21 protein-coding genes and 1 tRNA gene are annotated in these 23,465 nt (G+C 51.0%); 9 read left to right on the top strand and 13 right to left on the bottom strand.

Annotation, left to right across the window (positions count from 1 at the left end; genetic code table 11):
* Positions 1-2 precede the first annotated feature (2 nt).
* Positions 3-722 (bottom strand): (Fe-S)-binding protein, encoded by a 720-nt coding sequence (locus tag FDX04_RS20940; protein ID WP_137350409.1) that lies wholly within the window; start codon positions 720-722, stop codon positions 3-5.
* 580 nt (positions 723-1,302) lie between these two features.
* Between FDX04_RS20940 and FDX04_RS20945 the strand changes: the two genes are divergently transcribed.
* Positions 1,303-2,856 carry an L-lactate permease gene (locus FDX04_RS20945; protein WP_079225574.1) on the top strand — a complete coding sequence of 518 codons (1,554 nt, stop codon included), beginning with the start codon at positions 1,303-1,305 and terminating at the stop codon, positions 2,854-2,856.
* A 442-nt stretch (positions 2,857-3,298) separates the two neighbouring features.
* Here the strand turns inward: FDX04_RS20945 and FDX04_RS20950 are convergent, their stop codons facing one another.
* Both FDX04_RS20950 and FDX04_RS20955 read right to left on the bottom strand, forming a co-directional pair.
* Positions 3,299-4,564 carry an aromatic amino acid transporter gene (locus FDX04_RS20950; RefSeq protein WP_137371430.1) on the bottom strand — a complete coding sequence of 422 codons (1,266 nt, stop codon included), beginning with the start codon at positions 4,562-4,564 and terminating at the stop codon, positions 3,299-3,301.
* A gap of 189 nt (positions 4,565-4,753) precedes the next feature.
* Positions 4,754-6,124 (bottom strand): tyrosine phenol-lyase, encoded by a 1,371-nt coding sequence (locus FDX04_RS20955; protein WP_038636869.1) that lies wholly within the window; start codon positions 6,122-6,124, stop codon positions 4,754-4,756.
* A 670-nt stretch (positions 6,125-6,794) separates the two neighbouring features.
* Here FDX04_RS20955 and FDX04_RS20960 point away from each other — a divergent pair.
* On the top strand, positions 6,795-7,667 hold the full coding sequence (locus FDX04_RS20960) for a phosphorothioated DNA-binding restriction endonuclease (RefSeq protein ID WP_137371431.1): 873 nt from the start codon (positions 6,795-6,797) through the stop codon (positions 7,665-7,667).
* A 545-nt stretch (positions 7,668-8,212) separates the two neighbouring features.
* On the opposite strand, the gene FDX04_RS20965 is transcribed toward FDX04_RS20960, so the two are convergent.
* From FDX04_RS20965 to FDX04_RS20985, 5 genes are read right to left on the bottom strand one after another with little or no spacing between them, the layout of a single operon-like run.
* Complete coding sequence (locus FDX04_RS20965; protein ID WP_137371432.1) at positions 8,213-10,546, bottom strand: primase-helicase zinc-binding domain-containing protein; 2,334 nt, start codon at positions 10,544-10,546, stop codon at positions 8,213-8,215.
* A gap of 14 nt (positions 10,547-10,560) precedes the next feature.
* A complete protein-coding gene (locus tag FDX04_RS20970; protein WP_000743146.1) occupies positions 10,561-10,881 on the bottom strand; it encodes a DUF5375 domain-containing protein in 321 nt (106 codons plus the stop codon).
* On the bottom strand, positions 10,878-11,105 hold the full coding sequence (locus tag FDX04_RS20975; protein WP_001216599.1) for a hypothetical protein: 228 nt from the start codon (positions 11,103-11,105) through the stop codon (positions 10,878-10,880). The genes FDX04_RS20970 and FDX04_RS20975 overlap by 4 nt, the downstream gene beginning before the upstream one ends.
* Positions 11,102-11,653 carry a host cell division inhibitor Icd-like protein gene (locus FDX04_RS20980; RefSeq protein ID WP_088748011.1) on the bottom strand — a complete coding sequence of 184 codons (552 nt, stop codon included), beginning with the start codon at positions 11,651-11,653 and terminating at the stop codon, positions 11,102-11,104. The genes FDX04_RS20975 and FDX04_RS20980 overlap by 4 nt, the downstream gene beginning before the upstream one ends.
* A complete protein-coding gene (locus FDX04_RS20985; RefSeq protein WP_170975177.1) occupies positions 11,650-11,916 on the bottom strand; it encodes an AlpA family transcriptional regulator in 267 nt (88 codons plus the stop codon). Before FDX04_RS20985 ends, FDX04_RS20980 begins: the two co-directional genes overlap by 4 nt.
* Before the next feature lie 540 nt (positions 11,917-12,456).
* On the opposite strand from FDX04_RS20985, the gene FDX04_RS20995 reads away from it, so the two are divergent.
* The 5 genes from FDX04_RS20995 to FDX04_RS21015 all read left to right on the top strand — a co-directional run bounded on the left by FDX04_RS20995 (position 12,457) and on the right by FDX04_RS21015 (position 15,916).
* The gene (locus FDX04_RS20995) at positions 12,457-13,200 is read left to right on the top strand and encodes a capsid protein (RefSeq protein WP_170975178.1); all 744 of its coding nucleotides are present in this window, start codon (positions 12,457-12,459) and stop codon (positions 13,198-13,200) included.
* A gap of 3 nt (positions 13,201-13,203) precedes the next feature.
* Positions 13,204-13,443 (top strand): ogr/Delta-like zinc finger family protein, encoded by a 240-nt coding sequence (locus FDX04_RS21000; RefSeq protein WP_137371435.1) that lies wholly within the window; start codon positions 13,204-13,206, stop codon positions 13,441-13,443.
* Positions 13,444-13,458: 15 nt separating this feature from the next.
* Positions 13,459-14,025, top strand: coding sequence for a phage polarity suppression protein (locus tag FDX04_RS21005; protein WP_137371436.1), 567 nt, complete (start codon positions 13,459-13,461; stop codon positions 14,023-14,025).
* A gap of 419 nt (positions 14,026-14,444) precedes the next feature.
* The gene (locus FDX04_RS21010; RefSeq protein WP_115182046.1) at positions 14,445-14,846 is read left to right on the top strand and encodes a protein gop; all 402 of its coding nucleotides are present in this window, start codon (positions 14,445-14,447) and stop codon (positions 14,844-14,846) included.
* Between the two features lie 2 nt (positions 14,847-14,848).
* Positions 14,849-15,916 carry a beta family protein gene (locus FDX04_RS21015; RefSeq protein ID WP_115182047.1) on the top strand — a complete coding sequence of 356 codons (1,068 nt, stop codon included), beginning with the start codon at positions 14,849-14,851 and terminating at the stop codon, positions 15,914-15,916.
* Positions 15,917-15,943: 27 nt separating this feature from the next.
* Here FDX04_RS21015 and FDX04_RS21020 read toward each other — a convergent pair whose 3' ends face one another.
* From FDX04_RS21020 to FDX04_RS21030, 3 genes are all read right to left on the bottom strand, one after another.
* Positions 15,944-16,738 (bottom strand): sce7726 family protein, encoded by a 795-nt coding sequence (locus FDX04_RS21020; protein ID WP_115182359.1) that lies wholly within the window; start codon positions 16,736-16,738, stop codon positions 15,944-15,946.
* Positions 16,739-16,844: 106 nt separating this feature from the next.
* A complete protein-coding gene (locus tag FDX04_RS21025) occupies positions 16,845-18,113 on the bottom strand; it encodes an integrase arm-type DNA-binding domain-containing protein (RefSeq protein ID WP_115182048.1) in 1,269 nt (422 codons plus the stop codon).
* 163 nt (positions 18,114-18,276) lie between these two features.
* Positions 18,277-18,361 (bottom strand) — tRNA-Leu (locus tag FDX04_RS21030).
* Between the two features lie 220 nt (positions 18,362-18,581).
* On the opposite strand from FDX04_RS21030, the gene FDX04_RS21035 reads away from it, so the two are divergent.
* Positions 18,582-19,601, top strand: a complete 1,020-nt coding sequence (locus FDX04_RS21035; protein ID WP_137371437.1) for an NAD(P)-dependent alcohol dehydrogenase — start codon at positions 18,582-18,584, stop codon at positions 19,599-19,601.
* 136 nt (positions 19,602-19,737) lie between these two features.
* On the top strand, positions 19,738-21,240 hold the full coding sequence (locus FDX04_RS21040) for a helicase HerA-like C-terminal domain-containing protein (protein ID WP_137371438.1): 1,503 nt from the start codon (positions 19,738-19,740) through the stop codon (positions 21,238-21,240).
* A gap of 39 nt (positions 21,241-21,279) precedes the next feature.
* Here FDX04_RS21040 and lptG read toward each other — a convergent pair whose 3' ends face one another.
* Complete coding sequence (lptG, locus tag FDX04_RS21045; protein WP_042312673.1) at positions 21,280-22,362, bottom strand: LPS export ABC transporter permease LptG; 1,083 nt, start codon at positions 22,360-22,362, stop codon at positions 21,280-21,282.
* Positions 22,362-23,462: an LPS export ABC transporter permease LptF gene (gene lptF, locus FDX04_RS21050; RefSeq protein ID WP_042312675.1), complete on the bottom strand. Its 1,101-nt coding sequence runs from the start codon at positions 23,460-23,462 to the stop codon at positions 22,362-22,364. The genes lptG and lptF overlap by 1 nt, the downstream gene beginning before the upstream one ends.
* Positions 23,463-23,465 lie beyond the last annotated feature (3 nt).

Consider the following 23,465-nt stretch of genomic DNA (forward strand, 5'->3'; position numbering starts at 1 on the left):
CCTCAGCGGCTCATCAGCACTTCAGCAATATGCATCACTTTGACCGGCTGACCTTCCCGTTGCAGTCGACCGCCAATGTTCAGCAGGCAGCTGACGTCTGCGCCAATCAAATATTCCGGCTTCGCATCCATCAGGTGGAAAACTTTCTCTTTCACCATCTCGCCGGATATTTCAGCCATCTTGACCGAGAACGTCCCGCCAAAGCCGCAGCAGGTGTCCTGATCGGCAAACGTCAGCAGTTCCAGCCCGCGCACGTTTTTCAACAGTGTGAGCGGCTCTTCCTTCACCCCCAGCTTGCGGGTCAGGCTACAGGAGGGGTGATATACGGCGCGGCCCTGCAGACTGGCGCCGACATCCACCACGCCCAGTTTGTTGACGATAAAGGAGGTGAGATCCTGCATACGCGCGGCAACGTTCTCAGCACGGATCGCCCACTCAGGTTCATCGGCCAGATAGGTCGGGTAGCTTTTTACCGCATAGGTGCAGGAGCCTGCCGGAGAGATAATCGGATCGTCGTTATCTTCCAGCGCGGCGATCAGGTTTTTCATCCCGGGGATCGCTTCTTTGATGTAACCGCTGTTGATGGCTGGCTGACCGCAACACCCTTGCTTCTCGGGGAAATTCACGCGACAACCCAGTTTTTCCAGCAGCAATACGGAGTCTCGTGCCATCCGTGATTTCAGTGCGTCACCAATGCAGGTAACAAAGAAATTTACATTCACAATAACTACTCCATTGCTTCATTTCTGTTTATTGCGCTTGATATTGCTATATCAAGCAAAGGTTCAATCGTCTTTCACACCCAGTTTTTCGGTTTGCTCGTTTTACTAATGCCTGGGTTCATAATGATGCTCAGATCGTTTTCCTTTGATGGCGACTCTCCATTTCTTATATCAGGACAATCGCAAATGTCTGCATTTTCATTTGTATGACAAAACAAAATAATCCCCTAATCGACTCGGACATGCAATACCCAGGTTTATTTATTTCGGCATCGCTCACATTTTTATATTTAAAATCACAGCATTATTAACACCTTAACAATAGTTTCAGGGGATAACTATTCTCGTCACCACCATTATCAAAGAGGTTGTTAAATAACTACTTATGGGTATTCAGCTTGATCTTAAGTATATTTACACGGCGCTAATTATTAATTAAAAGATTACAATAGTTACAAAACCACAAATCATAATTACTTTATCCACTGAAGCGATTCAGTTTACAGCTTTTATTAATTCAGCAAGGTAGCCTCCCCGCCATAAATATAAATCAGGTTTAATGAACCAATCGGGAATAGCAATGAACGAATATTTTATGTTTGCCCTGGCACTCTCTCCGTTACTACTAATGGTATTTTTAATATTAAAATTGAAAATGCCCATCCATTATTCTGTGCTAATCTCTTTAGTATTCACCGCCGCGCTATCGGCACTATTCTGGGAAATGCCCGTACAGAATTTGAAAGCCGCGATAGGCTATGGCGCACTGAAGGGATTATGGCCGATCGTGATTGTGATCCTCGGCGCTATCTTCAGTTATAACGTCATGCAGGCGACCAAAGCGCTGGATATTCTGCGCGACATTCTCGCCAGCATTAGCGAAGATAAGCGTATTCAGGTGCTGCTGATTTCATGGTGCTTTGGCGGATTTCTTGAAGCCGCGGCAGGTTATGGCACGGCGGTCGCCATCCCGATCGGCATTCTTATTGCGCTCGGATTCAACCCGCTGAAGGCGGCGATCGCCTCTCTGGTGGCAAATACCGTTCCCACCGCATTCGGCGCGGTCGGGATCCCGGTTTCTATTCTGGCGGAACAGGTTAATCTGCCGGTTTATACCTTAGGCGGAACCATTATTTTGCAGCTGGCGCTGTTTAATATCCTGCTGCCGTTTGTCATTGTCTGCATAATTGGCGGTGGCCTGAAAGCCATTCGCGGCGTATTTCTGATCACGCTGATGTGTGGCATCACCACGCTGGTTCCGCAATATTTTGTCGCTATCCATCTTGGCGCGGAATTGCCCGCCTTTGCCGGGAGCCTGGTCAGCCTGCTTGCCGTGGCGATGGTCAGCCGCCTGCGCAAAGGGAAAACCGATCCCGAATGGCGCATTGAGGTCAGCCATACCCGCGAAACCACGCCGCGCTCCGCAAAAGTGTTGTTCCGCGTGGGCTCTATCTATCTGTTTATTTTTGTCTTTATCCTGCTGTGTTCGCCGCTGTTCCCGACGATAAAAGCTGCGGCGTCCCAACTGGCCTCGGTACTGCATTTCACGCTCGCCGACGGCAAAACGCTGGCGCTGAAAGTTGAATGGGTGACCACGCCGGGGATGCTGATCATCTTTGCGACCATTATCGGCGGTTTTATTCAGGGTGCATCGGCACGTGGGATGCTGGAAGTGTTTATCAAAACTATTTTCCAGCTTAAAAATTCCATTGTGGCGATTATGGCGATCGTCGCGCTGGCCACGGTGATGGATCTCAGTGGGATTATCTCCACGCTGGCCCAGTCGATTGTTGATTTGACCGGCAGCTCATACGTCTTCCTCGCCCCGGTGATTGGCGCGCTGGGCACATTTGTCACCGGCAGCGATACCAACTCGAACATTCTGTTCGGTAAACTGCAAACCATTGCCGCCAGTAAGCTGCATATCGATCCCAACTGGCTGGCGGCGGCCAACACCTCCGGCGCAACGGGCGGAAAAATGATTTCACCACAGAGCATCGCCATCGCAGTTTCGGCTACCAAAATGGACGGTCAGGCCAACCAGATAATGTCTGGCACCATGAAATACTGCTGCGCCTACATTGTGATCCTCGGCCTGAAAGTCGGTCTCTTTTATTACTGGTTTATGGCGTAACCCGTTGTCAACACCGCCAAATTCGCGGCAATCGTATTTGACGAAGCGGTGACCATAAAGGTTTACACCGCCCCGGGATCGGAACGAGGTGACAGGCTTTACGATTTGTCGGCGCTGACTAAAATAGCGCCGATGTTTCAAATCGAGGATTGTTGTTATGTTGTTCTGGAAAAAGATGGTGAAGAAGTTCGACGCCTTTTCTGCGTTGATCCCACCACGCTACTTCCGCGTGTAATGCCTGATGGCGATTCGCTTATCAGGCCTGCGTTTCACGCTCATTTGTCGGCCGGATAAGGCGCAAGCGCCGCATCCGGCAACTAGCCCCCTTTCACTTGCGCAGCCCGCAAGCCCTTAACACCCTGACCCACAGACGAAGCCACGCAAAACGGTAGACCAGCGGATGCTGAAATCGTAGCAATGTCAGAAACATAACGCCCCCGGGCTAACGAAACGTTGGCAGCAGACCAAATACGTCCAGAACGACCGTCAGATAAACAACCGCCCCACAGACAATCACCAGGTTGAGCACGGTGTTATTACACGGCGCGGTATAGCTGGCGGTCGGAAAACGTTTCCGCGCCGCTTTCACCAGGAACGGCGGCAGGATCACACTCCAGATGGTAAAGGCCAGACCGGCGTAACCAATCGCGTGCACAAAACCGTTCGGGAAGAAGAAGCAGACAGCGGCTGGCGGGAAGTAGGTCACCAGCGCGGTTTTCAGGCGGCCCATGCCGTCATCCGGGAAATGAAACAGATCGGCGATGTAATCAAACAGGCCAAGCGTGGCCGCCAGCAGGGAACTGGCTACCGCGAAGTTGCCGAAGAAGGTCAGGATCAGATCCATATAACGGCTGGTGAACAGCCCGCTGATGGCCTCGACAAACACGTCGATATTTCCACCTTTGGCGATAATTGGCGGGAATGCGGAACGGCTGATGTTGCCCATCGTCACCGCTAGCCAGAAGATATACAGCAGCAGGGCAAACAGCGTGCCGATGATAATAGAGCGCGTAATATTCGAAATCCCGCGCGTGCCATACAGCTTGACCAGGCTCGGCACGTTACCGTGAAAACCAAACGAGATAATGCAAAACGGCAGCGTCATCAGGATATACGGCAGATACTGCGAATTAGGCAGCGCCACCGCTACGCTGTCGACAAGTTTTGCCACTTCGATATGGCCTACAAGTCCGGAGAAGGTGGCAAAGAACGCTACAAACTTACCGATAATCAGCACGGTAGTGATGCGTCCAACCAGCAATGAGCTGTACCAGGCAATTGCCCCAACCAGCATACTGACGATAATCACCGAGATATTTGCCGGAAAACGTACACCACTGTATTTGAATACGGTTTGCGCCATCACTGCCGATGAACCGGAGATATAGGCATAGGTCAGAATATACAGCACAAAACCGAAAGCGATACCGACCACGATATTCCACTTACGGCCTAATAAATCCTGGGTAAAGGTATTAAAACTGGCACCAGCGCCATAATGCAGGTTAACTTCAACCAGCATCAGGCCGGTTAATAACATCATGATGGCAATAAAAAGAAGAATAACCGACGCACCGGGGAACCATACGCCGGCCATCGCAATCGGCAGGGAAAACATTCCGCCACCCACTACGGTCGCGATAACCAACATGGTTCCGCTAATCAGTCCGGGGGTACTACTCTGTCGCTCAATGGCATTAATATCCATGATAAATGTTCCTGTAGACTATTCGTTATAATTACAGCTGTCATTTGTACATCATGCGGATAATAAAAATGTCGGAGTCAGGGTTTACTTTTTATAGTTATGTCACGGTAACGGGCACCGCAAAGGCTTCCTGTTCATGGAAAAAGAAGACAAAAAAGCCCCATCGCCAGATGGGGCCATAATAATTATTTAGATATAATCAAAGCGTGCGGTAAAGAAACGCAACTGCTTCGGCTCGTAAATAAACTTCAGCCCGCGAATATCTTCTTTGTGCTGGTAAAGTTTAATAATACCGTCAGCCACCACATCCATATGCGCGTAGGTATAAACGCGGCGTGGAATCGTCAGACGCACGGTTTCCAGTTTCGGTCTGTGGTGTTCGCCGGTCACGTTATTACGGCCCGCAGAGATAATACCGCGCTCCATACTACGTACACCAGTTTCCACATAGATGCTGGCAGCCAGGCTTTGCGCCGGGAACTCGTCCTGCGTCAGGTGCTCGCAGAAGCGACGCGCATCGAGGAATACCGCGTGACCACCCACCGGTTCAACAATCGGTACGCCAGCAGCTTTCAGCTTGTCGCCCAGGTAGCGAACCTGCTTCACGCGGTGCTCAATGTACTCATACTGCATGGCTTCGCGCAGGCCAATCGCCATGGCTTCCATATCGCGTCCGGCCAGGCCGCCGTAGGATGGCATCCCTTCGTAGACCACGACTAACTCTTTGGCAGCAGAGAACATTTCGTCATCATTCATGCACAGGAAACCGCCGATATTCACCAGACAGTCTTTTTTACCACTCATGGTACAACCGTCGGCGTAGCTGAACATCTCATGCACGATCTCTGCAATGCTCTTGTTCTCAAAGCCCTGCTCTTGCTCTTTGATAAAGTAGGCGTTTTCTACGCAGCGGGTAGCGTCGTAGAATACTTTAATGCCGTGTGCTTTTGTCAGTTCACGTACCGCACGCATGTTTGCCATCGATACCGGCTGCCCGCCCGCGAGGTTAACCGTCACCGCCAGGCAGATATAGGCAATATTCTCGGCGCCTTTTTCGTCAATCAGCTTTTGTAATTTTTTAAGATCGATATCACCTTTAAACGCAATATTCAGACCGGCATCGTGCGCTTCGTCACGAACAATATCAACAAATACCGCACCATTTTTTTCCTGGTGATAACGGGTAGTGGTGAAATACATATTCCCGGCAACATATTGCCCTGGTTTAATTGCCAACTGCGATAACAGGTTTTCAGCACCGCGTCCCTGGTGAGTCGGAACAATATGTTTAAAGCCAAACAGTTCCTGAACCGTTCTTTCCAGATGATAGAAGTTTTCGCTGCCCGCGTACGCTTCATCACCCATCATCATTCCGGCCCACTGCTTGTCGCTCATTGCGTTGGTGCCACTGTCGGTCAGCAGGTCAATATAAATATCTTTCGAATTTAACAGGAAAGTATTGTAACCCGCTTCCTGCATTTTCTTAAGGCGTTCATCACGCGGGATCATAGATACAGTTTCAACGCTTTTAATACGGAAGGGTTCTGCCGGATAATTCATTTTGTTTCTCCAGTAACAGTGGTCATGTACGTATTAATGTGAAGTAAAGCATACCTGGTTCATCAATAAAGTCTGATGAAATATAACTATTCGCCTCCTGCGTCAGGGGGTGAAATAATGTGCAGGCACTATGCAAGATTTAATTGATTATGGAAATAGTCCGAGCAACATTAATCACTGGCAATAATTCAAAAAGCTGTAAATGTGAGTGATGCAAATCACACGTCATTTTTTTAACTATTCATATTCAACAAGTTTTTTTTGCATGTTGTTTTGTCGTTCGCTGTTGAGCGTTATCTGCGACCAGAAATACTGAAAACTTTACTTTCCAGGCTGTTCTCATTTTGTATTGGTGAATGAGTACACCCCATTTTGTGAGAGTCGGATCACTTCGCGGGTTACTATTTGTGATTCACATCACTAAAAGTGTAAAGCAAAGTGTACAAATTAGTGTTGTTTCAGAGTTTGCCATTTGCTTCAGTGAGTTAGATCGCATTTTTGGCCAGATACCTACAGGCATTGTTTTCTGGAGCATGGGGATATTCAGGCGTGTGAAAGATAATGAATAAATACGCTGAATAATACCGAAGATAGTGTATCGGTCTCACCCCCCTTGATCAGGTGATATTTTGCGAGCATCATCGCAATTATTTACCTGATAATGAAATCAATGAGTTCCAGTAAAACCCTGCAACAGGCAATTGCCGACATCACCATCTGGCGTAAAGGCGAGCAGCGTGCGCCGCACAAGCCCCTGCTGCTGCTTCATGTGCTAGCGGGTTATCAGCAGGGTCACGGTCGCCTGTTTGACTACGGTACGGAAGTTCGCGACCCGTTGCATAGCCTGCTGGAACGATTTGGACCACAACGCGCGCAGTACCGCCCGGATATGCCCTTCTGGCGCTTACAGGGAGATGGGTTCTGGGAGCTACAAAACGCCGAGCATTGTTCAACGTCCGGTTGCAGCAAACAGCCCCCTGCCGGAGAACTGGTGACGCATAACGTTGCCGGAGGCTTTGATGAACAACATTTTGCCTTGCTGAAAAAGAGCAAGAATCTCATTAATGCCCTGGCCCAGCAAATCCTCGAGGCGCACTTCACCGAAAGCATTCAGGAAGAGATCGCGGATGAACTGGGATTTGATATCCTGCAAATCCGCAAACAGCGGGACCCGTTGTTCCGCCAGCAGGTTCTGCGTGCCTATAATTATGAGTGCGCCATTTGTGGCTTTAATATGCGCCACGACAGCACCTCTGTCGCCCTGGAAGCTGCCCATATCAAATGGAAACAGCACGGCGGCCCGTGCGAGATTTCAAACGGACTGGCGCTGTGCGCAATCCACCATAAAGCCTTTGATAAAGGTTCGATTGGGCTGGATGAGAGTATGCGGGTACGGGTGTCACCCGCAGTGAATGGCAGCGGCATGGTGGGCAGACTGTTCTGGGATTTCGACGGTAAATCGATAGCGCTGCCGATGATGCGCGAGAATTATCCAAAAGATGGGTTTGTGGAGTGGCACAGGAAAGAGGTATTTAGAGGGTGAGTGCGAAGGCCGGACTCAAAACACAACCTAATAAATTGAAAACAAAGTAAATAAACAAGAACGCATGTTCATGTGCCCCCTTTTGTGCCCCCATGGCTTTTTAAGCCCCTTAAGTTCACAACTGATTGGTATTAAAAAGGAAATTGTTATTTCCCCCATCGGTTAGGTTCCGATATACGGATCCTAACCGGGGTAATATTGAACATCAGTAAAATTCTTTTTTTCCATATAACTGTTCACACTGTTCACCTCTTCACTTTTCTTTTTAATATCATGGTGATAAATGGTGATGAGTTGGTGAAGAGTGAACAGTCGACTCTTCACCTTTGTGATTTTTGCTCGTTCTGGATGCGCCCGGTCAGAGGATGCGCAGGGTGATAAAAAGTTTTTTCAGGTTTTATTGTTCACACTGTTCACCTCTGATTTTTTATCAGTATTTTCATAGTGATACAGGGTGAATATACGGTGAAGGGTGAACAGTGGATTATTCACCCTGTGATAATGACCAGAAAGAAAAAGACCGGCTGTTGCCGGTCTGAGTGAGGTTATGTCGCTTCGGGGTCGTCGCACTTCGGTAGCCAGTCGCCGTAGCTTTCCTCTTTCAGCGACAGATTGGTCTGTATCCCTTGCTTTGTATGCCGCTTCTCATAATTCAGGCCGTACTCTTTCAGCATCATGGGCAGCCCCAGCCCGAACATTTTCAGGCTGAGCACGTTCCTGTATCCGTTAGCCTCCATATAGGCCAGATACGCGTGATAGAGATATTTACGGTAATTACGCGGGATGATGCTGGCGTTACCCATAAACATCCCGTTGGTCTGCGGGAGCATTTCCAGATAGCCGCAAAAATCAAATGTCGGGTCAGCATCGCGCTTGATGCTGAGCGCCTCGTCGGAGTTCTGCTGCGACTGGAGCAGTGCGCGCGCTGCCATCGGGTCGCTGAACTTCTGCATAAGCTGGCGCACAATGACGGCCAGCTCGCGCGCAATTTTATCCCTGAGCTGCGGGTCGCGTTCCTCCGGGGTAATCTGTTCCGGGAAGTGAATAATCACCCGGCGACGTGACACACCGCCGCTGCGGTCGGTGAAGCGCATCGGGTTGTTGTTCACGGCCAGAATCACTGCCGGAATATGTGTTGAGTACGGGTTCTGGTATTTCGGGTCAACTGAGACCGCATCGCCGCCGGTGATGGCCTTAAGCCCTGCGCCGTCGCCGCTCCATTTTTCCTGGTCTGGCAGACGGATTAGCGAGAAGCCAATCAGGGATGCACGTTTGCGCGGGTCTTCCAGTGTGTCGATATCGGCTGACGTGGCATTATCTTCCCCGGCAAGCAGGGTCGCGATTTCAGCCAGAATACTTTTGCCACTCCCGCCGGGACCGGTGACTTCGAGAAAGAGCTGCCAGTCGTAACGGTTCGCCAGCACCATAAACAGCGCAGCCAGAATCACGTCGCGTTTTTGTGGACTTTTACCGGCCGCACGGTCGAGCCAGCGCCAGAAGTTCGGCGCGTGCGTCTCCAGCGTTTCCCCTTCCACCGGCGGGGTAAAATCCACGTCGCACAGCGTGCGCAGCCAGTGCGATTTGTGGTGCGGGCTGAATACGCCGCTTTGGGTATCGAGTACCCCGTTGCGAAAACCAATCAGACGGCGCGCCGGTGTATCCTGCTGCGGAATAATCAGTTTCAGGGTCTCCACCACCGAGGCAATTTTCCCGGATGAGAACGGGGCGCGTAAGCGCTGGAATAAATCAGCCACATTCCGTGAAAAAGTGGCGGCAGGGATATTTTTCCAGATGCCGTTTTCATAGCGGGACAGGAGCTGGCCGTTTGCATCCACCGCCAGCGCTTCGCCGTAATGTTCATGCACCCGCAAAGCCTTGTCGCTGGCGCTCATGGCGGTAAATTCCGCCTCACTCATGGTATCAAACGGACTTTGTGCCGGAGGCCGGATAGCGTCATAAATGGCTTTGCGCGTGGCTTCCTCGCCGTACTGTATAAACGCATCATTCCAGTCACCGAACACCGGCGGCAGGGCAACAACGCCCTCACAGGCGTCTGCGGCCTCAGCGGCTTTACTCTGGCCGTCGCCGTTAAGGTCACGGTCGGCGGCGAGGACAATCTGACAGGCTGGATATTTCTGACGGGCAAGGCTAGCCAGAGAAAGGAGGTTCACGGAGGACAGCGCCACCATGACGGTTTCCCCGGTCAGGTGATGCACGGTGAGCGCGGTCGCATAACCCTCTGCAATCCACAGGCGTTTTCCGGCCTGTTTTTTCCCTTCGATGATATGACATGCCCCTTTGACCTGACCGCCTTTCAGGGTGCGCTTGAGACCGTCAGCATTGATAAGCTGAAGGTTAACCAGTGTGCCGGTATCCTCATACAGCGGGACAACCACATCACCGGCGCGGAACGTCACGCCGCCGGTTTTATGCATGACGGTGAGCGTCAGACATTCCCGGTCGGGGAAACCCTTGCGGGTGAGGTAGGCATTGCCGGTGGCCGGTCGGGTTTTCTCCATGAGCCTGACGGCCAGCGCGGCCGCCGCTTTGCGGTCGGCCACAGTTTCGGCCTCTGCGGCCGCAATCACTTCCGGGGCAACCGGCGACAGATTGCCGGTCACGGCGTTCACCTTCCCGGCAGCTTCTGACGGGGTCACGCCAAACACTTTCTCTACCAGCTTAAGCCCGTCACCTGCGCCACACTGATTGCAGAACCACGTCCCGCGCCCTTCTTTATCGTCAAAGCGGAAACGGTCAGAGCCGCCACACACCGGACAGGCCTGATGGCGGTTTTTAATCACCCTCACACCCAGTGCTGGGAGAATGTTCGGCCAGTGGCCGCACGCCTGTTTTACGGTTTCTGTTACGTTCATTTTCATGGTTATTTTCTCCCTCAGTGCAGTACCGGCGACGTGATATGACGGGCGCAAAGCTCATCCATCACGGCCAGCCCGAGAAAGGACAGCGACGGGGCGGCTTTCAGTGGTCCGGCTTCCATTAAATCTTCCAGCAGTGCACAGGCAATCTGACGGCCTTTTTCCTCGCCGTGCTGGCGCAGGTAGAAGCCCTCCAGCTCGGCGGCAATGGCGCTTTCCAGCGCGTCGAGGGTGAGGTGCGGGTAGCGGTGCTGGCGTTCGCACAGGGTCAGCCATGCACAGGCCACTGCGCGACGATACAGCGCGGCGCGTAATACGGGCGGTAATGGCTTTTTCATACGTTACCCTCCCCGGTAAGCCACTGCTGATTGCAGCGTTCGACCACGCCGTCGAGCTGGGCGGTCATGAGGTAAATCACGGAGGTGAGCTGTAACTGCTGCGCCGGGTCACGACGAACGGTGGCGCAGTCCTGCACCTGCATCAGGTCGCCGACGAGCTGGCCGACGTTGCGCATATGCTCCAGACATTCGAGGTCACGGGCGGTAATGGTGGTGTGTCTCATGCGCGCACCTCCGCAACCGGCAGACGACCAGCGAACGAGAGGACGTAATCGCGCACGAGGGAAAGCCGTGCGGCGTGTTCATCACCGGCAACGGTACGGAGCATACAGATACGGGGTTTACGGTCTGCACGACGAACGGCGGCAAACACAAAGACAAACTGCGGGTGTGACGGGGTAAGGGTCGTAGCCATAGGGGCAACCTCCTTGAAGTAGCGGTTATTGCCACCACCGGAGTTCCTACGCTCATGGGTGGTGACCCGAACGGGGGTAGGAATACCGGCCTTCAAGGAAACCGGCCAGCCCGAAAGCTGCCCCGCCCGGACCACCATTATCTGACAGGGGCTAAGGTATAAGCACCACAGCCTGAAAAATGGGTGTGCCTGAGCAACGACATAAAAAAAGACGCATGGCGCGTCTGGTGTCGCCTTGAAGTAACTCGGGTTCCTACGCCCGGCTGCCGATTTTGCGACAGCGGGGAAACTATACCTGGAAACGGCGAAAAGAAGCAAGCCAGAAAAAGGGGCTGTTTGCTGAACGGTCATCATCATGCGTCATAGCCCCGGTTGCGTTCGGCCATGCGGTCAGTCATCCATGCGGTGATTTCAGACTGCGCCCACGCCACGTTTTTTCCGCCCAGGCTGATTTGTTTCGGGAAAGCCTCGCGGCTGATGAGGTCGTAAATGGTTGACCGGGACAGGCCGCACAGATGCATCACTTCAGGCAGGCGGATAAAGCGCTCCTGAACGGCATCAGAGACCGGCATCAGCGGCGCGGCAGGGGCAGAAGACGGGGAAGAAAAAGCAGTGTGCATCGGGCTACCTCACAAAGTCCATACAGTGCCGGTCGTGTCCGTCCGGCTTCGGGTAGCTCTCTATTTTGTGAATATTTTCCTTCAGAGCAACAAGTCATTTTGTAGTGCTTCACCACACAACAGAGCGATTTTTATACAGTGGCAAACGTTGGCCGTTTTTTGGCAAACGTTGGCAAACCGGTGGCCCATTTATGATTACTTTTGTTTATACATTTCTGTTTTTTAATCGCTAAAAAGTCTAAGAAGCTGGCTGGCTGAACAAACTGAAGGGTGAACAGTGGTGAACAGACGGTGAACAGTCAGTCCTTCAACTGTTCACCATTTATCTTACTGTATTACTTATCTTTTTATTTAAGGTGAACAGTGGTGAATAGTTATAAGTAAAAAAACAAACGGTGAGTAAGGTTTTCCTGCGACCTTTCTCTGGCCAGCCTGATTTTAAGGTCTGTTTGTGCCAGCACTCTGACAACGGCAATGAATCGTGTTGTTGTGCAGGAGGCGTCAGAATCATTTCAGGTTGAACACACGGAGAGCCTGAACATGAAACCCGAACTCATTATCAAAGCCATGCAGACTGTTATCAGTAAACAGGATGAAGGCGCGGAACAACGTATTGCCGGTACGCTGGCCGCACTTAATGAAGCAAAAGACGCACACACGGCCAGCATGGGGAAACTCAGCGACATTGAGGCTTCCATTCAGCGTTGTGAGCAGGAACGACAGACCGCCCTTGATGAAAGCGCACAGGCCGAACAGGACTGGCGCAGCCGCTTTCGTACCCTGCGCGGCAACCTCACTCCTGAACTGAAAGCTGAACACAGTAAACGTATCGCCAGCCGCGAACTGGCCGATGAGTTCACCGGTCTGATTACCGAGCTGGAGAAAGACAAAGGCCTCGCCATGCTCGGCGCATGCTCCTCCGGTATCGCTTATATCAGCGCCCATAAAAAAGCGTTCACCACTTACGCCAACAGTGAGTGGAAGAAGGTGCTGGCCGATATCAGCCCCGCACTGTTACGTGCCTTTCTGTTGCGTATACGGTCGCTGGAAATGAGCGGAGAAATCTCACCGCGCGCGACCGTGACCCGCGAGCTGGGTGATGCCCTGAATATGCAGTCAGCCCTGTATCATTTTGATATGGCGCAGGAGCCTGTCCTGTCCGTAACGGGTATGAATCGCCCGGTAATAACCGGGGTTGATATGGCGCTGTTCAGAAGTCCGGCCAGACGGATGAAGCTTGCCGCTGAACTGGCAGCAAAAGCCCACGAACAGGCAGAGGACTGAATCATGTTTCACTGCCCGTTCTGCAAATCAACGGCGAACACGCGTACCAGCCGGTATCTGTCGGAAAACGTCAAACAGCGTTATCACCAGTGTACCAACATCGAATGCTCGGCCACTTTCCGCACCATTGAGTCGATTGACGGTGTGATACGTGCCGCACCGGAGAAACCCGACGCCGCCCCGGTGACACCACCGCCGCCGCGTAAAGTACAGGGCTGCTACAGCTCGCCGCTCCGGCATTAATCAGGAGAGAGACACGTGACCACTGTGACAATACAGCAGGCCTTTGAGGCCTGTCAGGCGAACAAAAACACCTGGCTGAAACGTAAAGCCGAACTGGCCGACCTTGAACTTGAATACCGTGAACAGCTCCTTGCCGGTGACGAACAAATCCCGCGCAGAATGCAGGATTTACGCGACAATATCGACGTGAAAAAATGGGAGATTAATCAGGCCGCCGGTCGCTATATTCGCTCACATGAGGAGGTGCAGCACATCAGCATCCGCAACCGGCTCCATGACTTTATGCAGCAGCACGGCACGGAGCTGGTCGCCACGCTGGCGCCTGAACTTATGGGGTATAACGAACAGCTTCCCGCAGTAAAACAGAGCGCCATGCAGCACTCGGTTGATTATCTGCGTGAAGCCCTGTCGGTGTGGCTGGCCGCGGGTGAAAAAATTAATTATTCCGCGCAGGACCTCGATATTTTAACGGCCATCGGATTCAGGCCTGACGCGGCTTCACGGGATGATAATCGCGAGAAATTCACCCCGGCACAGAACCTGATTTACACCCGCCGACGTGCAGAACTGGCCGCACGGTAGCACGCGAAAAAATCCCCGAAAATTCCGCTATTTTTCCTGAAACAAGCCATGCATTCATAAGGTGCATGGTTTTGCATGCAAATCCCCGTATTTTATTTCCCCCACCGCGCCAGTACCGGCGCGGCCTGAGCCGGTTCATGCACCTGCATTAAAAGCGACCTCTTAAGCGGGCAGGCGTGGCGGGGAGAGCATTGCGCGCAAACCGACGAGTTAGTTAATTATTTGTTTAGTCAAAGTGCCTTCAGTACATACCTCGTTAATACATTGGAGCATAATGAAGAAAATCTATGACCTCTGGTCCAAAGCTGTCTTTTTTGATGGCACTATCCTGAAAAATATGCAAAAAATAGATTGATGTAAGGTGGTTCTTGTCAGTGTCGCAAGATCCTTAAGAATTCGTGGCATGAGAGAGTTAAAGGATGCTGAATCATGTATATGGATTAATTGGTGTTGTTGGGACCATAATCACTATTGCTACTAGCTTCATCCGCAACCAAGATATTTCACAATGGTTGCTCGTATGTTCTGGATGGTTAGCTGCTCTACTTATTGGATGGTTTACACACAGAACGATTAAAGCAATTAGCAACAACCACACGGAGGTTATAAAAAGTAATATGGAGGTAATCAAGAGTCATAATGAATCCAATCAAAACTTGATGGCAGAAAACAAAGGATTGATTAAAGAACTTGCAAGAACTTCAGAACAGAAAGAGAAGATGGAAGGTATAGCCGCTTATCTTGCCACTCAGAACCCCCAAATTAACGCTATGCCAAGAACAGCAAGCCGACCAGAAAATATCGATTCGGAGGCTAATTAAATATGAAAGTATATTTTGAAAATTACTCGTACTATCCAGCCCTAAGAACACGATCAGCGGAAATGACCGGGCTGAATAATTTATCATATGAAAACAAGCAAAAAATATTGCCTTTAATTTCTTTGGGGAAATGGCCTCGCTCGGAAGAAATTCAGGTATCGTTAGATAAAAGTTTAGAAGTGATGAGTAATCTCCCATTCATTTTGGATGTCACAAAGGAGAATTCTCATCATTGTGCTTCAAGCTTCGAACTACTCTCTCCTGAGAATGGTTTTAAAAACTGGATAGAGTTTTGCTCCAGAAATGATAATATTATTCCAGTAGTCCAGATGCCGGATTCAGCAAAACTTAGAGATATATCTATCCAAGCTAGAGTTTTAGAGGATGTTAAAGGCTCAATTGCATTTAGAATTAGAAATCTAAATACAGACATCAATAAAACCCTGACGTCACTAGTATCGATGGACTCTCCGGAAAACGCCATAGTTTTCATCGATTTGGGTTACATCAGGGGGAATATATCTGCTATAACAGCTGCAGCAATAAATTCGATCAATCAAATTAGAACTGAGATTCCTGAGGCCATAATTAGTGTGCTAGCAACAAGCTTCCCTAGTTCAGTTACAAATTTTTGCCGTGAAAATGGACAGTCCGGATATATTGATGTTATTGAGAGAGAATTGCATCAAAATATTGGTGGAAGTGATGTCGCTATTTATGGCGATCATGGTTCAATTCATTCAGTAGTGTATGACAATGTAATTGGGCGATATGTTCCTAGAATTGATATAGCGTTAGATGATTCATGGTATTTCGAGCGCCGTCCTGGGATGAATAAAGAAGGATTCATTGAAGCTGCGCAATCAATTTTGGCAGAGTATCCACATTATCAAAGGGAAGACTCTTGGGGGGCTGCAATGATAAGAAATGCTGCTATAGGGGATATAGCAGGTATGGGAAGTCCAGCTAAATGGATTGCTGTTCGAGTGAATCTACACTTAAACAAGCAAATTGAGCTATCTGAGGCTCTACAGTTTGGCTTTGATCATGATGAGGAAGATCTTATCTAATAAAAAACTAGGGAAGGTTAACCTTCCCTAGCTCACAACCCTTTTAAGTACTTTTTCCGGAATATAGGAAACATCATCGCCATATTTCCTAACTATAGAGTCAACATCAACCTTATGGTATTCATTTAAAGATTTCTCCGAACAAGCCTTAAACTCGAACTTAACCAAAGAATTATTCCTTCTTTTAGCTTTGCTCAATAATGCAAGATCGCCTATAGATATTTCTTGATTACCATGGAGTCTAGATAAAAACTCATTAGAAGTCGCATGATACCTATTTTTAATAGATGTAATGACAAATTCTCTAATCTTGTTTAAAGATAACTTAGATGCCAAAACCTCAAGACAATCCCTATGTAGTTCATTTGAAAATGTAATTCCATGCTGATTAAGCAGATCTTTAAGCTCAGACTTAAGCAAAAATCCCAAATAAATAAATTTATTTAAGCGAGAGCAAACCCTTCCTTTTTGAATTATTTTAAAACGTACACCACTATTATTAGATTGAAATTCTACAACGCCAACATCTGATGAAACCCGCTTAGAAACTTCACTGGTAAATTTTGGCGCACACACAATTGTAACTTTTTCGAAGCTAGATTTGAAAATTTTTAACTGACCATCCAAGCGCTTAAGAGAGTCAAAATCGCTTTTTATTTCAAAAGCTTGCAAGCTTCCGTTGGCAATGGCCAAATCAGCTCTTCTGCTCCAGTTAGCAACAACCATTTCATTAATGATAGTTGCATCACTAAGCATGCCTTTTTTATATAACCATTCAATTAGGGCTATTTTAACTTCCTGCTCTCGCAATAACTCAGCCATGTTAATCACACTCACTTCACATTGATTTTTATTATAGCAACAAACAATTAAAAACTCCAGATTATGTTACTTAACACACATTTTAAAAATCAACCAATAACTATTATTATTTAATTATATCTTTGTATTTTGAATAATCATAAGGCGTAATATATTTATTACGGTTTATATCCAAATAATCAGCCCACCACTGCACCATTAAACGCCGCTCATCCAAATGCTCGGAGGTATGGATATATGCCGCACGTACATTATTACGCTCTGAGTGGCTCAGTTGCCTCTCTATCGCGTCATCACTCCATAACCCCGACTCCCCCAACGCACCACGCGCCATAGTCCTAAACCCATGCCCACACACCTCAGTTTTCGTATCATAGCCCATCGCACGCAATGCGCTGTTTACCGTGTTTTCACTCATAACCTTAGTTGCGTCATGATCCCCCGGAAAAAGCAGCTCTTTATCACCACTAATCTGCTTTAACTGGTTTAATAAAATCATCGCCTGCCGACTAAGCGGAACGATATGTTCCTCTTTCATCTTCATACCTCGGTACGAATAACGCACGCCTTTAATTTCTTCTCGCTTTGCAGGTATACGCCAAAGAGATTTATCGAAGTCGAATTCATCCCAACGCGCGAAACGTAATTCACTGGAACGCACAAAAGTTAGCAAGGAAAGCTCGACCGCAATCCGAGTCATTACACGGCCACGATATGCAGCAAGACGTGCAAGAAACTCAGGGAACCGGCTAGAAGGTAAAGCAGGGTAATGTCGCGCTTTGGTTGTCGATAGCGCTCCGGCCATATCGCTGGCTGGATTTGAGTCGATGTAATCGTTCTGTACGGCATAACGCATAATGGCCGTGACGCGCTGTTGCAGGCGCTGAGCGACATCGTGTTTGCCACTGGCATCAACTTTTTTAATCGGGGCTAACAGGTGGCTGGTTTTAAGCTGCCGAATGTCGGACGAACCGATGTGAGGGAAGATATAAAGCTCAAGATAGCGAAGAACGCGCGATCGATGGTCTTCACTCCAGCGCTTGTTACTGGCATGCCATTCTCGGGCGATAGTTTCAAAAGTATATGCCCCCGAATTCTCGGCCTGAGCTTCTTTCTGTTCGACTTTTGGGTCTATGCCCTGTACTAAAAGCTTTTTAGCTTCATCACGCTTTGCTCTTGCCTGAGCAAGGGTCACAGTGGGCCAAACACCAAAAGCGAGGCGATCCTCTTTTTTGTCTGAGGGGCGTCTGTATTTCATACGCCAGTATTTAGAACCCTTGGCCGAAACCTCGAGATACAAACCGCCGCCATCGGCCATTTTGTAGGTTTTGTCTTTTGGCTTTGCGGTCTCGACCTGTCTGGCGTTGAGCTTCATTTGGGGGCACATTTCTAATCGAAGTTAAGATGCCCCCAATTATGCCCCCAATGACATCCGGATTTCAACGGACAACCTCGGACGACTCAGGACGTAAAAATCGCTGCAAGCATTGATTTTAAAGGGATAATTGGACTTTCTCGGATAGTCTTGGAAGTACTAATGGTGCCGAAGGCCGGACTCGAACCGGCACGTATTTCTACGGTTGATTTTGAATCAACTGCGTCTACCGATTTCGCCACTCCGGCACGGAAGGGATGCGGAAAACGTTGTGGATTATACCTGTCATGCGCCACCATGCAAGCACCAGCATGTGTCTGGCTCGCTAAGTGTTGAAAATTTCAGCATTACCTTTCTTAGCTGTAACCATCATCACAGTTTGCCACCTCCTTAATCCCCCCTTCTGCGAAGCGTCCGGTTTCCCCATGCTCTACACTTCCAGTTCAACACCACACTGAGGGAAACACGATGTCGATGATAAAAAGCTACGCCGTAAAAGCGGCGGGCAGCGAACTCGAACTCTATGAATATGATGCGGGCGAGCTTAAGCCGGAAGATGTCGAGGTACAGGTCGATTACTGCGGTATCTGCCATTCCGATTTGTCGATGATCGACAACGAATGGGGGTTCTCTCAGTATCCGCTGGTTGCCGGGCATGAGGTGATTGGTCGCGTGGCGGCGCTCGGCAGCGCGGCGCAGAATAAGGGTCTGAAAGTTGGTCAGCGCGTCGGCGTTGGCTGGACGGCACGCAGTTGCGGGCATTGCGACGCCTGTATCAGCGGTAATCAGATTAACTGCCTGCAAGGTTCCGTTCCCACGATTCTCAATCGCGGTGGCTTTGCCGAGAAGCTGCGGGCCGACTGGCAGTGGGTGATCCCGCTGCCGGAGAGCATCGATCTGGCGGCAGCTGGCCCATTGCTGTGCGGCGGCATCACGGTGTTCAAACCGCTACTGATGCACCACATCACTGCCATCAGCCGCGTCGGGGTGATCGGCATCGGCGGCCTGGGGCATATAGCCATTAAGCTGTTACACGCGATGGGCTGCGAGGTGACCGCGTTCAGCTCTAATCCGGCGAAAGAGCAGGAGGTGCTGGCGATGGGAGCGGATAAGGTGGTCAACAGCCGCGATCCGGATGCGCTAAAAGCGCTGGCAGGCCAGTTCGATCTCATCATTAACACGGTTAACGTCGACCTCGACTGGCAGCCCTATTTTGAAGCGCTGGCCTACGGCGGTAACTTCCATACCGTCGGCGCGGTGCTGAAGCCGCTGCCGGTGCCGGCGTTCACTTTGATAGCCGGCGATCGCAGCATCTCCGGTTCGGCGACCGGTACACCCTTCGAGCTGCGCAAACTGATGAAGTTCGCCGGGCGCAGCAAGGTATCGCCGACCACCGAACTGTACCCGATGTCGCAAATTAACGAAGCTATCCAGCACGTGCGCGACGGCAAGGCCCGCTACCGAGTGGTGCTGAAAGCCGACTTCTGATTATCTCTGCCGGGGGGAGTAAACCTCCCGGCTATTCCCGCCACTTTGGAATTCTCCTCGCAATCTCCGCAATTTAGCGGTGAAGAGTGCGTCACGGTTGCCTATACTCCAGGCAGGATAAATGGAGGAAATCTCAATGAGCGCACCCCTGCTAATCGCCCGCACGCCGGACACCGAACTGTTTTTACTCCCAGGCATGGCCAACCGTCACGGGCTGATTACCGGCGCGACCGGGACCGGTAAAACCGTCACGCTACAGAAACTGGCCGAATCGCTGTCTGAGATTGGCGTGCCGGTATTTATGGCTGACGTAAAAGGTGACTTAACCGGCGTAGCGCAGGAAGGACAAGCCTCTGAAAAGCTGCTCGCCCGCCTGAAAAACATCGGCATTACCGACTGGCAACCGCATGCTAATCCGGTCACGGTGTGGGATATCTTCGGCGAAAAAGGCCACCCGGTGCGGGCCACGGTCTCTGACCTCGGGCCGCTACTGCTGGCGCGTCTGCTGAATCTCAACGACGTGCAATCTGGCGTGCTGGATATTATCTTCCGCATTGCCGATGACCAGGGTCTGTTGCTGCTGGATTTCAAAGATCTGCGGGCCATTACGCACTACATCGGCGATAACGCTAAATCGTTCCAGAATCAGTACGGCAACATCAGCAGCGCCTCGGTGGGCGCTATCCAGCGCGGACTGTTGTCACTGGAACAACAGGGAGCGGCGCACTTCTTTGGCGAGCCGATGCTGGATATCAAAGACTGGATGCGAACCGATGCCAGCGGTAAAGGGATGATCAACATCCTCAGCGCCGAAAAGCTGTACCAGATGCCCAAACTGTACGCCGCCAGCCTGTTGTGGATGCTCTCCGAGCTGTATGAACAATTACCGGAAGCCGGCGATCTGGAGAAACCAAAACTGGTGTTCTTCTTCGATGAAGCCCACCTGCTGTTCAACGACGCTCCACAGGTGCTGCTGGATAAAATTGAACAGGTGATCCGCCTGATCCGCTCGAAAGGGGTCGGCGTGTGGTTCGTTTCGCAAAACCCGTCCGATATTCCGGACAACGTACTCGGCCAGTTGGGGAACCGCGTGCAACATGCCCTGCGCGCCTTCACGCCGAAAGATCAGAAAGCGGTGAAAACCGCAGCGCAAACTATGCGCGCCAACCCAGCCTTTGATACTGAAAAAGCCATTCAGGAGCTGGGCACCGGCGAAGCGCTAATTTCCTTCCTTGATGCCAAAGGTAGCCCGTCAGTGGTGGAACGGGCGATGGTGATTGCGCCGTGCTCGCGCATGGGACCGGTAACCGACGACGAGCGCAACGGGCTGATTAATCACTCCTCGTTGTACGGAAAATATGAGGAAGAGGTCGACCGTGAGTCCGCCTATGAGCGTTTACAGCAAGGCGTACAGGCCAGCACCGAGCAGCAAAATACGCCTCCCGCCAACGGTAAAGCGATCGACGTGGATGGCGGTATTCTCGGGGGGTTGAAAGATATTCTGTTTGGCAGCACCGGACCACGCGGCGGTAAGCGCGATGGCGTAGTACAGAGCGTGGCGAAAAGCGCGGCGCGACAGGTCACTAATCAGATAATTCGCGGCATGTTGGGAAGTTTGATGGGCGGCAGAAAACGCTAGCAGTGAAATGCCCCTCCCGCACTACGGGAGGGGCGGATATTATGACTTACGCAGCATCAGCCACAGGCTTATCAGGAAGAAGCTGGCGCTAGGCAGCAGCGCGCCGATAATCGGCGGAATGCCGTACACCAGCGTTAATGGGCCAAAGATTTGGTCCAGCACATAGAACACAAAACCGAAGCTAATCCCTGTCACCACGCGCACGCCCATCGGGACGCTACGCAGCGGGCCAAAGATAAACGACAGCGCCATCAGCATCATGACCGCCACTGACAGCGGCTGGAAGACTTTGCTCCACATATTGAGCTGGTAACGTCCGGCGTCCTGGCCGCTCGACTTCAGGTACTTCACGTAGTTATGCAGACCGCTAATCGAGAGCGCATCAGGGTCCAGCGCGACTACGCCGAGCTTGTCCGGCGTAAGGTTGGTTTTCCAGGTCCCGCTAACCATCTGCGAACCGGTGATTTGCTTTGGATTGGTCAGGTTAGATTCATCCACCTGCGACAGACGCCAGACCTTCTGCTCCGGGTCAAACGTCGCGCTCGCAGCATAGCGAACGGACTGCAAACGACGCTTATCGTTAAAGGAGTAGATGCTAATCCCGCCTAATTCGGCGTCGCCTTTCACCCGCTCGATGTAGACAAAGCTGTCACCATCTTTCGCCCACAGACCCTGCTGGGTAGAGAGCAGCGAGCCACCGTACATCTGCTGCGCACGGTAGTTACGCGCCATCTGTTCGCCCTGCGGCGCCACCCATTCACCGATGGCCATCGTCAACAGCACCAGCGGAATCGCGGTTTTCATCACCGACAGCGCCACCTGCATACGGGTAAAGCCGGAAGCCTGCATCACCACCAGTTCACTACGCTGAGCCAACATGCCCAGCCCCAACAACGCGCCGAGCAGCGCCGCCATCGGGAAGAAAATCTGGATATCTTTTGGTGCGCTGAGCAGGGTATACAGCCCGGCGCCCATCGCATCGTAGCTCCCCTGCCCGGCTTTTTTCAGCTGGTCGACAAACTTGATGATCCCGGAGAGCGACACCAGCATGAACAACGTCATCATGATGGTGGTGAAAATGGTTTTACCGATATAGCGGTCAAGTACACCAAAGGGCTGCATTATACCGCTCCTTTACGCATAAAACGGGCACGCAAGCGGCGCATCGGCACCGTATCCCAAAGGTTAAGTACAATCGCCAGCGCCAGATACGCCAGGTTAACCGCCCACATCCAGAACACCGGATCCAGCTTACCTTTGCCGCCATTCGACTTCAGCGATGTCTGGACCAGGAAGAACAGCAAATAGAGCAGCATTGCGGGCAGCATCGACAGTACGCGCCCCTGACGTGGGTTCACCACGCTCAGCGGTACGACCATCAGCGCCATCATAAATACAGTGAATACTAATGTGATACGCCAGGTCAGCTCCGCGCGGGCACGATCGTTGTCGGTCGTCCACAGCGTACGCATATCCATCTGGTCGGTATCGTTTGGATCCAGCGCCACGGCCTGATGGCCAATAATCGCCTGATAATCCTGGAAGTCAGTGATGCGGAAATCACGCAGCAGCGCGGTCCCTTCAAAGCGCGTACCCTGGTTCAGCGTCACGACCTGGGAGCCATCGCGCATCTGGGTAAGATGTCCGGAATCAGCCACCACCACCGAAGGACGGGCATTACCTTTCGGGCGGATTTGCGCGAGGAACACATCTTTGAAGTTGCTGCCATCAACGCTTTCGATAAACAGCACCGAACCGCCGTTAGTCGCCTGCTGGAATTGCCCCTGAGCAAGCGCAGCCATGCCGGGGTTAGCTTTCGCTTCCGCCAGCACTTCGTCCTGATGCCTGGAGGACCATGGTCCGGCCCACATCACGTTAACCGCCGCAATAATACTGGTAAACAACGCCAGCACCATCGCCGCTTTCACGAGCACAGCCTTGCTCAGCCCACAGGCGTGCATGACCGTAATTTCACTTTCGGTATACAGTTTGCCCAGCGTCATCAGCAGCCCGAGGAACAGGCTTAAGGGCAAGATAAGTTGCGCCATTTCTGGCACGCCCAGCCCCAGCAGCGAGAGCACCAGATTCGCCGGGATATCACCGTCAACCGCCGCACCAAGGATCCTGACTAACTTTTGACAAAAGAAGATCAAAAGCAGGATGAATAGGATCGCAAGTTGGCTTTTGAGCGTTTCCCGAACCAGATATCTTATGATTATCACTTT

The organism is Citrobacter sp. wls615 (genome assembly GCF_005281355.1).
Taxonomy (GTDB): domain Bacteria; phylum Pseudomonadota; class Gammaproteobacteria; order Enterobacterales; family Enterobacteriaceae; genus Citrobacter; species Citrobacter werkmanii.

What these genes read in the sequence shown, in the direction of transcription:
- FDX04_RS20945 (WP_079225574.1), top strand. Translation starts at nt 1,303, where the DNA reads ATGAACGAATATTTTATGTTTGCCCTGGCACTCTCTCCGTTACTACTA.
- FDX04_RS20950 (WP_137371430.1), bottom strand. Translation starts at nt 4,564, where the DNA reads ATGGATATTAATGCCATTGAGCGACAGAGTAGTACCCCCGGACTGATT.
- FDX04_RS20955 (WP_038636869.1), bottom strand. Translation starts at nt 6,124, where the DNA reads ATGAATTATCCGGCAGAACCCTTCCGTATTAAAAGCGTTGAAACTGTA.
- FDX04_RS20960 (WP_137371431.1), top strand. Translation starts at nt 6,795, where the DNA reads ATGAGTTCCAGTAAAACCCTGCAACAGGCAATTGCCGACATCACCATC.
- FDX04_RS20965 (WP_137371432.1), bottom strand. Translation starts at nt 10,546, where the DNA reads ATGAAAATGAACGTAACAGAAACCGTAAAACAGGCGTGCGGCCACTGG.
- FDX04_RS20970 (WP_000743146.1), bottom strand. Translation starts at nt 10,881, where the DNA reads ATGAAAAAGCCATTACCGCCCGTATTACGCGCCGCGCTGTATCGTCGC.
- FDX04_RS20975 (WP_001216599.1), bottom strand. Translation starts at nt 11,105, where the DNA reads ATGAGACACACCACCATTACCGCCCGTGACCTCGAATGTCTGGAGCAT.
- FDX04_RS20980 (WP_088748011.1), bottom strand. Translation starts at nt 11,653, where the DNA reads ATGATGATGACCGTTCAGCAAACAGCCCCTTTTTCTGGCTTGCTTCTT.
- FDX04_RS20985 (WP_170975177.1), bottom strand. Translation starts at nt 11,916, where the DNA reads ATGCACACTGCTTTTTCTTCCCCGTCTTCTGCCCCTGCCGCGCCGCTG.
- FDX04_RS20995 (WP_170975178.1), top strand. Translation starts at nt 12,457, where the DNA reads ATGAAACCCGAACTCATTATCAAAGCCATGCAGACTGTTATCAGTAAA.
- FDX04_RS21000 (WP_137371435.1), top strand. Translation starts at nt 13,204, where the DNA reads ATGTTTCACTGCCCGTTCTGCAAATCAACGGCGAACACGCGTACCAGC.
- FDX04_RS21010 (WP_115182046.1), top strand. Translation starts at nt 14,445, where the DNA reads ATGCTGAATCATGTATATGGATTAATTGGTGTTGTTGGGACCATAATC.
- FDX04_RS21015 (WP_115182047.1), top strand. Translation starts at nt 14,849, where the DNA reads ATGAAAGTATATTTTGAAAATTACTCGTACTATCCAGCCCTAAGAACA.
- FDX04_RS21020 (WP_115182359.1), bottom strand. Translation starts at nt 16,738, where the DNA reads ATGGCTGAGTTATTGCGAGAGCAGGAAGTTAAAATAGCCCTAATTGAA.
- FDX04_RS21025 (WP_115182048.1), bottom strand. Translation starts at nt 18,113, where the DNA reads ATGAAGCTCAACGCCAGACAGGTCGAGACCGCAAAGCCAAAAGACAAA.
- FDX04_RS21035 (WP_137371437.1), top strand. Translation starts at nt 18,582, where the DNA reads ATGTCGATGATAAAAAGCTACGCCGTAAAAGCGGCGGGCAGCGAACTC.
- FDX04_RS21040 (WP_137371438.1), top strand. Translation starts at nt 19,738, where the DNA reads ATGAGCGCACCCCTGCTAATCGCCCGCACGCCGGACACCGAACTGTTT.
- lptG (WP_042312673.1), bottom strand. Translation starts at nt 22,362, where the DNA reads ATGCAGCCCTTTGGTGTACTTGACCGCTATATCGGTAAAACCATTTTC.